Source organism: Erysipelatoclostridium sp. MSK.23.31, assembly GCF_019125875.1.
Lineage (GTDB): Bacteria > Bacillota_I > Bacilli_A > Erysipelotrichales > Coprobacillaceae > Thomasclavelia > Thomasclavelia ramosa.
Genome location: NZ_JAHOCB010000027.1, coordinates 36,490 through 51,320, shown reverse-complemented (window position 1 = coordinate 51,320; position 14,831 = coordinate 36,490). Strand labels below are relative to the sequence as shown.

Annotated in this window: 11 protein-coding genes and 1 pseudogene; all 12 read right to left on the bottom strand. The window is 30.1% G+C overall.

All coding sequences use genetic code 11. The features are described from left to right. A pseudogene (locus KSU54_RS12295) lies at positions 1-763 on the bottom strand (L,D-transpeptidase family protein); the annotation flags it as partial. Further along, positions 760-1,008 carry a helix-turn-helix domain-containing protein gene (locus tag KSU54_RS12290; RefSeq protein WP_008791071.1) on the bottom strand — a complete coding sequence of 83 codons (249 nt, stop codon included), beginning with the start codon at positions 1,006-1,008 and terminating at the stop codon, positions 760-762. The gene KSU54_RS12290 and the pseudogene KSU54_RS12295, both read right to left, overlap by 4 nt. A gap of 1,141 nt (positions 1,009-2,149) precedes the next feature. Beyond that, positions 2,150-2,353 carry a hypothetical protein gene (locus KSU54_RS12285; RefSeq protein WP_147336597.1) on the bottom strand — a complete coding sequence of 68 codons (204 nt, stop codon included), beginning with the start codon at positions 2,351-2,353 and terminating at the stop codon, positions 2,150-2,152. 46 nt (positions 2,354-2,399) lie between these two features. Next, entirely contained in the window at positions 2,400-2,846 is a 447-nt protein-coding gene (locus KSU54_RS12280; RefSeq protein ID WP_029482367.1) for a hypothetical protein, read from the bottom strand. Positions 2,847-2,913: 67 nt separating this feature from the next. Further along, positions 2,914-3,441 (bottom strand): hypothetical protein, encoded by a 528-nt coding sequence (locus tag KSU54_RS12275; protein WP_009299784.1) that lies wholly within the window; start codon positions 3,439-3,441, stop codon positions 2,914-2,916. Positions 3,442-3,487: 46 nt separating this feature from the next. Continuing rightward, a complete protein-coding gene (locus KSU54_RS12270; protein WP_009299783.1) occupies positions 3,488-4,039 on the bottom strand; it encodes a JAB domain-containing protein in 552 nt (183 codons plus the stop codon). A gap of 292 nt (positions 4,040-4,331) precedes the next feature. Continuing rightward, a complete protein-coding gene (locus tag KSU54_RS12265) occupies positions 4,332-5,120 on the bottom strand; it encodes a Fic family protein (RefSeq protein ID WP_034559970.1) in 789 nt (262 codons plus the stop codon). A gap of 231 nt (positions 5,121-5,351) precedes the next feature. After that, complete coding sequence (locus tag KSU54_RS12260) at positions 5,352-6,317, bottom strand: DUF3991 domain-containing protein (protein ID WP_029482363.1); 966 nt, start codon at positions 6,315-6,317, stop codon at positions 5,352-5,354. A gap of 98 nt (positions 6,318-6,415) precedes the next feature. Further along, positions 6,416-7,423 (bottom strand): hypothetical protein, encoded by a 1,008-nt coding sequence (locus tag KSU54_RS12255; RefSeq protein ID WP_117792002.1) that lies wholly within the window; start codon positions 7,421-7,423, stop codon positions 6,416-6,418. A gap of 245 nt (positions 7,424-7,668) precedes the next feature. After that, the gene (locus KSU54_RS12250) at positions 7,669-12,933 is read right to left on the bottom strand and encodes an SNF2-related protein (RefSeq protein ID WP_117798660.1); all 5,265 of its coding nucleotides are present in this window, start codon (positions 12,931-12,933) and stop codon (positions 7,669-7,671) included. Positions 12,934-12,987: 54 nt separating this feature from the next. Then, entirely contained in the window at positions 12,988-13,998 is a 1,011-nt protein-coding gene (locus KSU54_RS12245) for a zincin-like metallopeptidase domain-containing protein (RefSeq protein ID WP_009299770.1), read from the bottom strand. A gap of 114 nt (positions 13,999-14,112) precedes the next feature. Then, positions 14,113-14,721: a hypothetical protein gene (locus KSU54_RS12240; protein WP_147333314.1), complete on the bottom strand. Its 609-nt coding sequence runs from the start codon at positions 14,719-14,721 to the stop codon at positions 14,113-14,115. Positions 14,722-14,831 lie beyond the last annotated feature (110 nt).

Below are 14,831 nucleotides of genomic sequence, written 5' to 3'. Positions count from 1 at the left end.
TGCTTCCTTTACTGGAATTAGAACTAATTTTAGTATTTGCTGTATCGTCTTGAGCCGTCGCTTTATCTCTTAATGTATTGCGAATAGATTTTGTTCCATCCTCATTAGTTACTGTTTCTGTTACTAATTCCTGATTTTCATTTGGAGTTTCTGTTATATTAACTGTTAATTCTTTAGTAGTTTCATTACTAGAAGTATCCTTAGCAGTAACTTTTAATACATATGTTCCTACTGTACTACTGTTAATTGCACTGCTGTCGTATCCTGCCTCTACAGGCGATAGATCTGTTGCATTAAATAAATTAAGACCGCCGAAATCATAGGTATTTAGATCAGTACCTTTAACTATATCAATATCACGAAATTCTGTATTAAGTTCTGGTGCAGTCGTATCAGCAACTTTAACCTTTTTAACAAGTGAATCATCATTAAAGATCATTGTTATCTTATACTCTCCAACTGCTGGATAATCTTTACCGTCCTCATATTTAAAATTAGATTTTATACTTAAACCATTTTTTAATATTTTTTTATCTTTATCATCCATACCTTCTGTATTCAATAATTTCATGCCGTTAACAGAATATTTATCTCCATATTCTAATTTAATAGTTTTACTATTACTTAGAACGAAATCGGGTAAATTATCTTTTGTTAAAGCATATATACCCAGTGTACTAGCTAAAATCACTGCCACTACACTAATTCCTGCGATAATCTTTTTATTTCTTGTATCTAAATAATTTAATAACATTTTTTTCATTGTGCTTTTTCTCCCTGTTTTACCTTTTCAACATCCTCACTATAGGACTTCTCTATTCCACATAAATAGTCAATCGATACTTTATATAGCAAAGCAAGCTGCATTAGCTTATCGATTGGTGGCACTCGGATTCCTAATTCATATAATGATAATGTAGATCGATTTATGCCTGTTAACTCTTCTACTTCGAACTGTGTTAACTTTCTTTTTATCCTCAACTGCTTTAAGCGTTCTCCTATTTCCATAATGAATGTTCCTCCCGTGCAAATCATATAAAATCTGTTGCTACTTTAGGTAGCATTGCTACAAAGAGAAACAAAAATAGTAGTATTAAAACTAATTCAATTCAATTGTTCTCATCTGTATTCCTCCTGATATTTCCTTTACAATTTAATGATATCAATAAAGAAAAAAGGTTAGGGCACAATTTTTTTTACGTATATAACTGCAATAAAAAAAGCAGTCATTGGTCGAAATACCAATAAATGCTCTCAATTTTTGGATACAATTTTAACTATACTAATTTTAACATATCCTTTGTTTCAAAAAGGCACAATTTTTTTTCAAAAAAGTGAATATTTTTTGAATAATATTCACACTATTTAAAAAAAACTGATTTCATCAGTTTTTTTTCTTTTGTTAAATCATTATATTAGTAATACAAATACTCATTTTCTACTAAAAATATCTACTAAAAATATTTCTTGACTATAAAAAAGAGGCAATTTGCCTCTTTTTCAAGTTATTAATAACAACTTTCCATTAAAACATTATCAATCCAAGTCTTATCGATTGTTTCATACTGCTGTATTTTTCACTTCACTTCAATAAAATAGTTAAAACTCTTTTCATTTTTATTCTTCCCCGATTCCATTATAATACAATAAAAATTAACCAAAAAGAAAGAGTGATGAGAACTCCACTCTTTCTTGTATAAAGGAAAAAAATACAGGTAATCATGCAAACATCGCTTTTCGACAGACAGTTTTCTAATCCAAAAGTATACTATTATTTAATTGTCTACATTTATTACCTGCAAACACATCTTAGCATATTTGCATATTAGAGAGGGCACAATTTTTTTTGCGTTTTATCTTACAACCATTACTTACAAAAGGCAGTGTATTACATGCATCTTGTACATTTATACATCGACATCAATACTTGGAACATATTCTTTATCCTGTATAATTAATACGATTTCTTCAATAGTTAATTTACCCTCTCTATTTAAATCTGCAAGTAAATCTACAGCCTCTTCCTTTTTGTCAGCAGTTATAGTTTTTCACAGCCATATATTATTTAACAAAATCCCCTCGAACAAGTCATTGTGATAGTTAATCCAAAAAGTTGACTGTTTCCGTTTGAGGGCTTTCTTCAATGTTGCTAAAATAACATTAACTTAAAAAAATTGTTATAATTATTATTTTTATTTAGATACATATAATAAACAGTGATGTAAAAGTATCTTACTCTCTTTGCCTTCTCTATCTGTACACAGTTTCCTTCAGGCACTGGAAGATCATTTATCATTCTTTGAATTTCTTCACACAATTTTCTATAGCACACCACTCTATCTTCTTTTTCCATCAAATTTTCCTCTTTATCATTCATTGTGCTGTTTAATATTATATTCTTATTCAACCACCTGCTCTTTAAAATCATTATTTAGATACTCATAGTTTTCCATTTCCAACAGTTTCTCAATTTTTTTATTAATGGACTCATCTGCTCTTTCTTTAACAAAATCAAAAAATGTATAATAACTGTCTTTTAGGTACGATTCACAAAAATTCTTTGCAACTATCATTCGATGAAGTTCTGAAATAGAAATTTCAAATTCATTCAAAATTTCTGTTAAATTCTCTACCCTTCTAAGCTGATGATCGCTTACATCCTTAATCTCTTGATAATTTTTTTTGAATTTAAGTAAAAACTCTTCCGCTTTTCTATCACCGTAATTATCTTTATAGTATTTTTCTATCTTTTTTGTCCCGACTTCAACTGTTAAAAGTAAACTTTGTTTGCCGAAAATTAATTCATATTCAAAATCCTCCAACAAAATGTCTATTTCATTTTTCATTTATTTCACCACCAATCTATTAACTGCTTATAGTAAATATATTCACATAAAAAATATGATTTTTTTCTCACAAAAGTTCGAGTTCATTATCATTTTCTATTTCCTTCTCTAACTTATTTATAGCATTTTTCTCTATATATTCTTTAACAATTTCTTTTGAAAGCTTGTCACCCCTGCTTACTGGAACTAAAAAGTATTTGATCATTTTATCGACTTGTACTTTAACAAATTGACTGCCATCTTCATCACTTTCTATTCCACCTAACAAATCAATAAGATCCATGTATTTATCATAAGATAGAATATTATCTGATATAAAAGTATCTTTTTTACATTCATTCAACATAAAATTGTCATCATAGTTATTATTAAAAATAAGAACTAATCTCTGCGCCTGCTGTTTATAATTATCAGGTAAAAAGATAGAGATTTCATCATCATTAAGATAATCATTAATCTCCTGGACTATTTCTTTTCTTTTTTTATATTTAGAAATATTTTCTCTGATATCTTTCATTTCATGATGAGTAATTCCTAATACACTTTTTAACACAACTGCTAATTTGAAATACTCACTATTTACGACATTTTCCATTTTTACCTCCTTCTGCAAAGTAAAAAAGAGGCAAAATGCCTCTTTTTTAAATTATCATTTCCGTCACATCTTCTTCTAACCAAATTTTTTTGTCATTATTCTCACACAGCTCTAAAGATTCATAACTGTTTTGTAAATTATCTGTATTATTTATTTCAGTGTATTTTTCTTGACGATCCCCTACAATAGAATAATATTCATTCTCACCTATCACAATATGATCAAGGACTTCTATTTCTAAAATGCGCCCTCCCTTGATTAATAAATTTGTCACGTCAATATCCTCCTGACTTGGAGTACAGTCACCAGAAGGATGGTTGTGTATAATCATTACCCTATTTGCTCCTGATAGTAGAGCTGATTTAAAGACACTTTTTGGATCAACTATTCCCATATTTGCACTTCCTATCGAGCATACATGAGCATTAATAATTTTATTTTTACTATTCATATTTAAGGTCATTAAAATTTCTCGATCTAAAAACTTTAATTCATTTGCTAAAACTTCGACAGCATCCAGCGGTGTTCTTATACTCTTTTCACATAAAAACTCTCTTTCCTTAACTAATCTGATTCCAACAACATCAATACTGTTCATTTGCTCTCTTCACCTTTTTTATTCCATTTTCATCTATAACAATCTCCTCATCGTCCTTTATATTATCTATCAGTTCCTTTAAAATACTGTAACTAATTTTTTTCATCCTGTTCTCCTTGTTATAATTCTCTCTCATTTTCATCTTCTTCAGCATAGTTTTCACGAGAGATTGATGTATTTTTCATCAAGTTCCTCGATTATATATTCATGCTTCACATTTATTAGCTCCTTCTTTATAAAATAGTACTGTATGTAAAAAAGAGGCAGTTTGCCTCTTTTTTACATAACTTAATCATAATTCCATATCTTCATCCTGTTCATTATCAACAGTGATATTAAAATCTAAATTCAAAAGCTGCTTACATAGATCAGTGTATATGTCCTGCTCATTTAAACAGGTTTCAAACAGGTACGTCCTGTCTCTGTCATATTCTTTTAATCCACGTAAATAATACGGCTTGTCCCTATCAAGAATAATAAAAGGAACAATATTATTTTTTAAACATTCCTTGAACATGATCGCACGCCCAACACGACCATTGCCATCACCAAACGGATGAATTCTCTCAAAGCGTAAATGGAAGTCAACAATATCTTCCAATGTTACTTTGCCTAGCCTGTTATACTCTTCAATGAGTACGTCTATATCTCTTTCAACTTCGTCTGGTTTTGAGGTTTTAATAACATTTACCAGTCCAATTACATTGGGATGGATTTTAAATTCTCCTACATTATATCTGGGATTTGATTCATCAGAAGTTCCCTTTTTTAGAATTTTATTCATTTCAATAATCATATCTTTATTTAACCTATCATCAATATGATCCAAGATGAAATCAAAGAGTTTAAAATGATTTACTGTTTCTGTAATATCATCTACTCTGACTACCTTCTCGTCTTTATCAGGAAAAAAAGAATTAGTTTCAAATATCATTTCAGTCTGTTCTTCTGTTAATCGACTTCCTTCTATTTTATTTGAATTATATGCAAACAATACCTGTGAAACATGATAAATGTTACCAGGAAATTTTGATTGTTTTTGTTCTATAAGTTCCTTTTTTAATTTTTCTATATCTGTCATTTCCAATCTCCTATACTTATGTTATAAGTATATCACTTTAAACATAAAATGTAACACAAATTGATTATTCCTATAAAAAAGACAAAATATATCTTTTCCTACATCTCCATGTTATCATTGCTTTCTCTATCTTCTAATTCTGACTGTTCCCTTAAAATTCTATTTTCTTCATAATAAACAGTTACACGTAAAAGGTCGTTTAAATCCTTAATTTTAAGATTTGGTTTTCCATCATAGCCGTATATTTTTTATTTCTAGTGAAACTGTATTACCATTATCGTTGAACACCCCTTCATTGTCATACCATTTCTTTATTTTATTACCCGCTATCACACCAGCATCATCTAAATCTGGCATAATTTCTATTTCTTCTAAATTTTTTAGAGCAGGATTATTCTTTAAATTATATTTAAGTGTGTTAAGCATCGTACCTACTCCGCTGCACATTAATACATGAGCAGTTAGATTGTTTCTATTTAGAGAAATATAGCTAAGTCCATCAATTACGCTTTCTGTAACTACAATTTTTTTTATTCCTTCAAAATTCTGATAAAATAGCCCGTTATTTTTAAATGACCCTTTACAGTCTATATGAAATTTTGAATTGCCCGTACCTCTGCGGATTGCAAAAACTGGTTTTTTTTCTTTTATATTATTTACATCATATCCAACAAATACCACATTGTGATATATATCTTCATATACAATGCCATCCTCTATTAGTTTGCTAACAAGTGAATCGCTTAGTTTTCTTTCATTGGTCAGATAATGAATTGCTCTCTCATTATTATCGTTTTTTTGTGTTAATACAAGTCCTTGGCTGATATGACTTTCGTCCATAGAAAAATCATACAAATACTGCTCAATTTCATTTGGATTTCTTGAATAAAAGTACTCTAAAAGTATATTAATTGCATCATATGTTGAAGTATTAGTGTATTCACTGTAAAACTCAATTACATTTAAAGGTACTGACCCGCAACGAGCATTCCAGTATACTTTGTTTTTTAAAATATCAAATACCATCGAACTATGTTCAACTGGTTTAAGATATCGTTGACTTCTACTGCTTTTATGAACAGTAAGATTAAAAACATTTGTTGCAACTTCTATACATGTAAGCTCCTTGAGCATTTCACTTACGATAGTTTTACGGTATTCTTTTTCAGAATTGCTTAATATTTTTACATTAGTCATTTTTATTCACTCCTATAAATATAAAAAGAGGCAAATTGCCTCTTTTTATATAATTCCATTTTGTTACATACTTTCTTTAATAACTTTAACTATATTTTCTATAATTCTCTTTCATCTACAAATTCATATTCTGTATATCTAAAATGCGTTTCGAATTCATCACTTAAATATGATTTTCGAATTTCATGATTCAATGTTTGAAGGTGATTAGGATAATGTTCATATATATCCAGCAACATTTCCCTATTTTCTATGATAAGTGCCTTTTCATCTGAATTTATTCTTAGGTTATCAATAAAATCATACAAAGCGCTCCATCTATATCCATGATGGAATTTTTCAGACTCTTCTGGATGTTCAATAATAATCCGCTCTATGCCAGTTTTATTATTCTTTTCAAAAAAGCTTTCGAAACAATACTGCTCATCTAGAGTAACAAATAAGCCTAATATACATTTAAAATTATCATCATTTAACAGTTTCTTAAATTCAGTACCAATATTTTTTTCCTGCTTCAAAGACAATTTAATATTATTCTTTTTGAGATACTCCTTAAAATAATTATTTATTGCACTATCAAAATCTTCTTGAGATGCAAGCTTTGTATATTTATCTTTTCCCAATTTCACGTTTATAAATTCCATATTTGCTTTGTTTCTGTAATAATCGTTGATCCAGTCGTGACATCCTAATTGTTCCATGATTTTTACTGGTAAAACAATTTGAGAATTAATATATATTTTTATAGGGCTAAAAATTCTTGACATTAATAAATTATTAGGATTTTCAATTGCTGGCGTAACCGTAGTCGCTCCATCTGTTAAAGCCCTATAAATATGGCAGTATATATTTTTTTCTAATAATTCTTTATATGAATCATAATAACTGGTAAATTCGCATTCACCATACTCATCATAATTGGGTGATACAATAGTATGAAGCTCAATTTTAAATTTCTGATTGTCCATTGTTTCTTCAATCCAGCACTCTAAGAAAATATCATGCTTTTTAAACATACTGCTGTTATTTCTGCTGTAGAAATCGTTTGCGATTTTTTTTGCCTCCTTTTCGGTTAATATGTTTGTCATTTTTTTGAATTTGAACATTTCTTTTATTTCCTTCTTTCTTTGTTAAAATATAAAAAAGAGGCAATTTGCCTCTTTTAAGATTTGCTATAACACAATTCTCCTTTATTGCATAATTTTAACTATACTAATCTTAGCATATCCTTTGTTTCAAAAAGGCACAATTTTTTTTCAAAAAAGTGAACATTTTTTGAATAATATTCACTTTATTTTATTTACCTTTTTCTGTTCTTTAGTAAGTTTTGTCGTAACAAAACTTACTCTTTTTAAATTTCTAGTTCGATTTCCTCAGCTTCATTTTCCTCTAATACAACTCCATTGTTATTGTCAGTTAAAAGATTAGTGATCTCTTTTTGTCTTTGTCTCAAACTAAGCAGTTCTTCCTGTGATTCAAATTTTTTATTTATAATATCATCAAGTTTTGCATAATTTTCTTTCATGTTATTAATTTGTATAAAATACTTTTCATAATCTTTTTTTATTTCAAAAATTTTTCTAATCATTCTCCCAACATTAACTCTGCCTACTGCGTTTAACAATCCAGCATTGTACAGATAGTTATTCGCTCCTTTAAAACAGATATTCCAACCATTTCCAACATTATAATCAAGAATAAATTCAAAACCCATCATTTTTCCAATAGGAATTGAATTTTTTTCTTTATTCATGTCAGATAATCTGATGATAAAATCACCATACTCCTTTAAATCGGTAAAGACTTTGTCTTTATATTCAACTTTAAAATCAATATCCATTTTCTCATTAATCATTTCATATTCAAAATTGATATGCTTTTTAAATACAGAATAGTCTTTACTTATACGATCGAATTTCATTTCTAAATTTTTTATTTTTTCAGGCATATTACGCTTATCATCCTGTGACTTTCTAATTGCTTTTCTGTGTCTTGCCAGACTGGATTCAAGAGTTTTTAAGCGTGTGTCTACTTCAAGTTTTTCTCTTATTAAAGGATTACCGCTTGCAATAGCTTTAATTTCTGCATACGAAAAAGTTGCCTTTGTATCTTCTTCAATTTCTCGTGCACATCCACTGCCTTCAAGCAGTTGATTCATATACGTTGACTTGGTTTCTATCAGTTGCCATGAGTAGGCATCGAATGATTTTTTTGTTGCATATCTAAATTCATATACTTCATTATTCATATTTCCCTGCCTAAAGACCCGTCCATTTCGTTGTGCAATATCTGAGGCTCTCCATGGTACGTCAACATGATGAATTGCAATCATTCTTTGCTGAACGTTTGTACCTGCACCAAGTTTTGCTGTTGAACCAATCAGTACTCTGACTTCTCCTTTATTTACATCTCTATAAAGTTTTTCTTTTTTTAGAGTTGTTTTATAGTCATGTATAAATGCAATTTCTTCATCATTTACACCTAATTTAATTAAATTGTTTTTGATTTCGTCATATACATTGAATTGTGATTTAGGAGTAGAAGAATCACAAAAAACGAGTTGAGTAGCTTTTTGATCCCTGTACTCATCATATATTCTATATATCTGTTCTGAAATTACAGTTAATTTATTATCTGAAGTCAAACCGTAGCTTTCGTCAATAAGACGCAGATCTATTGATGCCTTCTTGCTGTCACTGGTTACCTTTAACATATTATCTTCATATGGAGCAACTGCCGAATTATGTATTGCTTCAGTTCTTTCGACTACATTTGCAATATAATCCTCCAACTCTGGACTTGGTTCTATTGAAACTACCTTTGCCTTATCGCCCGCATGTTTTGGCGGTATAGCCCTTTTTCTTTGCAGTTTAGAATTTTCAAGTGCATTATTCAGCATCGACTCTGTTTGAATTTCTGCAACCTCTCTAAATGAATTCATTAATTCAGGTATATTAAAAAATTTGTTAAACCTCTGTCTGGTTTGAAATCCGCTTCCGTCTACTGATACCTCTAGAGAAGTAACAACTTTACCAAATGTTTTTGCCCAGGCATCAAAATTATGAATATTTAATCTTTCTAATTCCTCTTCCTGTAAATATCTCTGCATTGTAAACAGCTCAGCCATAGTATTTGTAATTGGCGTACCTGTTGCAAAGCAGACATTACCACCGCTTTTTTGTATAAATTTGCATTTCATATACATATCACTGGCTTTTTGACTTCTAGCTTGAGGAACACCTGCGATATTTGACATAGCAGTATACGTATATAAATTCTTAAATTCGTGTGCCTCGTCAACAAACATATAATCTACTCCTAATTTATCGAAAGTGATCCCCTGATCTCTTTTAATATCTGTAAGCTTCTTTACATTTTTTTCTACGGCCTTTTTAGAACGTTCGAGCAACTTAACAACAGCAGTATTTTGATGGCTTCCATTTGCTTTTGCTTCTTCAATTGCAGTTACTAATTTATCTATTTCTTCATTCAAAAAATTTAACTGTATCTCATTATCCATAGGAATCAGTTTAAAAGACGAGTGACCCATTATTACTGCATCATAATTATTCACTGCCATCTTATTTACTATATCTGCTCTTTTCTTTGTGCCAAAATCATTAGTAGAAATTGCCAAAATATTTGCCTGTGGATATAGTGTCATAAATTCATTACGCCATTGTCCAATCAAATGGTTAGGTACAACATACAGCAGTTTATTTCTTTTACCCATTCTTTTCATTTCCATACCACTTGCAATCATTTCGAATGTTTTGCCAGCTCCCACCTGTTGTGATAAAAGAGTATTTTTGCCATAGATTATTCTTGCAATAGCATTTTTTTGATATTCTTCCATCTGAAAACTGTTATTCATTTCAGGAAAGCTTAAAAATTCTCCATTATAAATTCTTGGCCTTATAACATTAAACAGTCGATTATACTCATCTTCAATCTCTCTGCAGTATTTCTCATTGTCAAATACGAACTCAACAAATGTATTTTCCAACTGTGACGACAATTCTCTTGCCTGTCCAGTCCTTTCGCTGTTAATTTCACTTTTTGTTTTTACGATGCCACCTTCATTTATTTCCTCCCAATAGTTTTTCAACGTTGGGATTCTGGAATTCAAAACATCGTTCAGCAGGTCAAAGCCATTATATCTTGGCTGTCTTTTAATTACACCGTCAGTATCAATATTTTCAGATAAAGGTACTCCCCATTCATCTTCAATAAAACTATTCCCAAAGAATCTATACTCGTAATAATCCATTGCAAACTGTCCTGTTTCATTAATAAAGCTTATTGTCAGTGACTTGGAATCATACATCATATTTTCAAATCGAAAAAGGTAGCAGGCGAAATCCTCATATATGTGTGTTGGTATATATGGCGCACCCAATTGAAAAGTTATATCAGTAATAGTCAACGGTTCAGGCATAACGTTATTCAATGCATTGATATTTTTTTCATATCTGTCAATTAAATTATTTTCTCTTATAAAGTCTATTTTTTCTAGAATATTTCCAGAAAGATACTCACTTTCTAATTGCCACCTTTCTTCCTTAGGATCATAAAATACCATAGCCGATGAGTGCATTTCCTTTTCAATGCTTTCAATACTTTTATCATAAATAATGCTCATATAATTTAAATCTAACATACCTTTAAAATTTAATGATGCAGAAATTGCATCCTGTATACTTTCAACATGTTTTATTTCAACAACGGGATTGATAGTTCTGATTTTAAAAATATCTGATTTTATATATGTATTTGCCTCTACGCCTTTAGATTCCAGATTTAAAATAAGATACTGCCGTGGATCTCTTTCTAAAAGATTCTTAATAGCCCTGGAATTGATATAATTATGCTTTTTTATAAAACTGTCATATGCTATATTTAATGAATTTCTTAAAGCAAGATATGCCTTCTCATCGAATTTGTTAGATGACTGTATACTAACTGTTTCTTCAGCAAGCTCTGCAATTTTAATAAGTTCCTTTCTACGAAGATTATTTAACTCATTATCGTGTACCAGTATGCAGTAATTTTCATCTCTAATATATACATTATCATCTTTCACAAAATAAGTATTCAGTTTCAGATTAAATGATTCATTATCAATCGCAATAGTATCAGCTACAGTTTCCTGAACAGCTTCATAATATATATTTGAAGGCAGGACTGCCATTGCTCTAGCAAAATGTTCATCAAGAGAAATTCCATCATAATTGACTCTCATTACATGTTGTCCAAATCTGCCTATTTCGTCCTTTGGTGTACCAAATATCATATCAGGATTATCAATAAAATATTTATTGATTTTTAGTTCAGATGAAAAATATTCAGACTGCATCCAGTTTTCAATCTTATTATAAGGCTGTTTATTACTGTTTTTTTGCAAAATAATAACATCAGTAGTGGTTGTAGTATTAGCACCATTAATATTAAATATATTAGTCGGCAGTCTTACCGCTCCAATAAAATCTGCTCTCAAATTAATGTACTCCAGTATCCTGGATGAACCGTCCATCGTATTTGTCGATGTTATAAAACAGATAATCCCTCCTTCTCTTACTTTAGATAAAGATTTGGCAAAAAAATAGTTATGGATAGCAAATCCATAACTGTTTAAATTTATGTCGTGTACCTGATAATTTCCAAAAGGTACATTTGAAATAGCCAGATCATAAAAATTATCAGGTACATTTGCCTCCTCAAAACCCGATATTTCAACCTTTGCAGACGGATAAAGCATTTGTGCAATACCGCCCGTTATAGTATCAAGTTCAACGCCGTGAATAGAAGATTCATTAAGCATATCATAAGGCATCATTCCAATAAAATTTCCTGTACCAAGACTCGGCTCCAATATATTACCTTTCTTAAATCCCAACTGATCTAATATTTCATATATCTTTTCAACAATTACTAAAGGTGTATAAAAACTCGATAATGTTGAAGCACGTGCATTTTGATATTCTTTAATTGTTAACATCTGTTTTAAAATATTTCTTTCGGCAGCATATTTTATATCATCTTCATTGAAAACATGTGGCAATCCACCCCAGCCTGAATATTTAGAAAGAACTTCCTGCTGTTCAGGTAAAATACTTAAATTACTGCTAGACTGTAAATTTCTAAGTACTTTTATCGCATTTATATTGTTATTCAGTTTTTCCCTTAAAGATAAATGTTCATCATGTTCTACAGTTAATCTAAAATCTCTGTTTAAATGTAAGTTGGTCGATTCTTGATAAGTGGCTGATTCATCAACCATTCCATCATCTTCTTTTGAACCATGTCCTGTTTCATTTTCGACAGTGACAGCTTCTGAATGAACGAAAGTTCCAGTGGCTCTGGATACTCCACTGCCACTAATTTTTTGATCTGCTGATAAGCTATCTCTGAAGCTTTCATCAAGTCCTCGATTTCTGTGTTGATTGTCTTGTTTATTATCAATTCTAAATACATTTGCGGGTTCTTTTCTTTCAAAATATTCATCATCCTGTCCTTCGACATCCCCCATGAGGTAATCATCAAATATTGAGATTTGTTCCCATTTTCTTTCACCAATTTGTCCATTTTTTCTTCCTCCCATACTTTTTTTTGGCATCTATTCTTTCCTCCATTATATCATATTCAAAAAAAAGAGGCATATTGCCTCTTTTTAAACACACAAATCATATGTATTGGTTTCTTCATCAAATTCTGTATAAATTTCTTTTTTTGATTCTATCAGCAGTTCCTGTAATTCACCTTTTACTTCTATATATTCTGAAATTTCCTCAGCACCGTTTAGAGCGCTAAATATAATTTCAGGATTTTTCTTAATCTGCTTATACCAAAATTGTACATATGCAGTATGATTATCTATCTTTTCCTGCTTTATTTCTATTCCAATATCAGCACATAAAAAAGATGAAGCTATCTCAGCATATAATTCTTCAAATGCATATCTTTCATTATTTGTTTTTAAATTAGGGTAACTTCTTCCTAATCGGTTTTCTTTCATCGTTGAATGACAGCACTCGTGCAATACCGCTGATACAAACTCGTATTCATCATCAAAACTACCTTTAGCTGGAATTAAGATCATGTCATTTACTGGTTTATAAACAGGGCACTCACATAAAAAATTTTCAACAATACTAAGATTAGCATTTTTGCAATATCTATCAATAAATCTGCAGGCCAAATCATTTACATCAATATGAATGTCTTTTTCTTCTATCGTGTAGGGTTCTATTCCTTCAATAAGTGAAGCATTAAAAACATAAAATACTTTAACCGACCACTTAAAGCGTTCATACTTTTCCTGCCGACTGAGATTTTCTTCTCTGACAATTTTATCTACATCGCTAATATTTAAGTATTTTTTTGTCTCCATATCATATAAAGAACATTTTTCCAATGGAACACCCTTGCCCTTTGCATTATTTAATTTATAATTTGCTGCTTTAATTTGTGAAAACGTCATCCATCGTGGATCGTTATAATTATTCTTTGCAACAGCATTATAAAGAATAAGGCGATTTATTCCTCTGTATTGTGTTTTGGTAACAGGATTATAGTTTTTGACTGTAGACCACCCCTGCTTCCATGGTATGATTTCTTTTTCCAGTGATTCTATATAAGAATCAACTAACGCCTGCCTTGCCTTGCTCATCTCTCTTTTCATGATTACTCATCTCCAAAATCTAGTGGATAAAATAATTCTTCTATTACATCTTCGTCACTTACTTCTGTCTCTTCATCGCATATAAAAATTTGTACTTTTTTCATCTTCTTTCTCCTATAATTCCACTTCATTTTCATCTTGAATTTCATCATTATTCATCTCCAAAATTTCTGTCATAAATATCTCATCCCAATACTCTAAAATGTTTTCATAGCACTTATCCGAAATGTATTTAAAATCCATTTGTTTTACAAGTTCTACAAAAGTAATCATAGAACAGTCAATTGGAATCATATTACTATTCTTTGCAGTATAAGCAATTCCATCCTGACTATCAATTATTTCTGGCGCATCCACAATCAAACCATCTTTATAACCTCTAAAATATGAATACTCCAGTAACACTTCAGCTTTTCTGGAATTACCGTATTCGTCTGTATACAAATATGGTTCAAACTCCTTTATTTTTGTTTCACAGTAATTTTTAAAAATATCCATTGCTTTGCCAGTTTTATATTGATCACTCTCATAATATAATTCACTAACAATTTGCTCTACTATAGGACTATCAATAACAACATGCCAATCATCTTTAATAACTTCAATTTGATTTTCAATCGTTTTTTTTGCATGTTCATACCCATAACATTCTAAAATACATGTTTCAGTGTTCTTTGAATTTCTTAATTTAACACAAATAATCTCATGATTTTCTTTCTTCATTTCTTCTTCTCCCTTTCTATTTTCTTTATCCAGTAAAAAAGAGGCACTTTGCCTCTTTTCAAAATACAAATAATACTTTAATAATTTATAGATTGATTTCATTTTCATTG

What these genes read in the sequence shown, in the direction of transcription:
- KSU54_RS12290 (WP_008791071.1), bottom strand. Translation starts at nt 1,008, where the DNA reads ATGGAAATAGGAGAACGCTTAAAGCAGTTGAGGATAAAAAGAAAGTTA.
- KSU54_RS12285 (WP_147336597.1), bottom strand. Translation starts at nt 2,353, where the DNA reads ATGGAAAAAGAAGATAGAGTGGTGTGCTATAGAAAATTGTGTGAAGAA.
- KSU54_RS12280 (WP_029482367.1), bottom strand. Translation starts at nt 2,846, where the DNA reads ATGAAAAATGAAATAGACATTTTGTTGGAGGATTTTGAATATGAATTA.
- KSU54_RS12275 (WP_009299784.1), bottom strand. Translation starts at nt 3,441, where the DNA reads ATGGAAAATGTCGTAAATAGTGAGTATTTCAAATTAGCAGTTGTGTTA.
- KSU54_RS12270 (WP_009299783.1), bottom strand. Translation starts at nt 4,039, where the DNA reads ATGAACAGTATTGATGTTGTTGGAATCAGATTAGTTAAGGAAAGAGAG.
- KSU54_RS12265 (WP_034559970.1), bottom strand. Translation starts at nt 5,120, where the DNA reads ATGACAGATATAGAAAAATTAAAAAAGGAACTTATAGAACAAAAACAA.
- KSU54_RS12260 (WP_029482363.1), bottom strand. Translation starts at nt 6,317, where the DNA reads ATGACTAATGTAAAAATATTAAGCAATTCTGAAAAAGAATACCGTAAA.
- KSU54_RS12255 (WP_117792002.1), bottom strand. Translation starts at nt 7,423, where the DNA reads ATGTTCAAATTCAAAAAAATGACAAACATATTAACCGAAAAGGAGGCA.
- KSU54_RS12250 (WP_117798660.1), bottom strand. Translation starts at nt 12,933, where the DNA reads ATGCCAAAAAAAAGTATGGGAGGAAGAAAAAATGGACAAATTGGTGAA.
- KSU54_RS12245 (WP_009299770.1), bottom strand. Translation starts at nt 13,998, where the DNA reads ATGAAAAGAGAGATGAGCAAGGCAAGGCAGGCGTTAGTTGATTCTTAT.
- KSU54_RS12240 (WP_147333314.1), bottom strand. Translation starts at nt 14,721, where the DNA reads ATGAAGAAAGAAAATCATGAGATTATTTGTGTTAAATTAAGAAATTCA.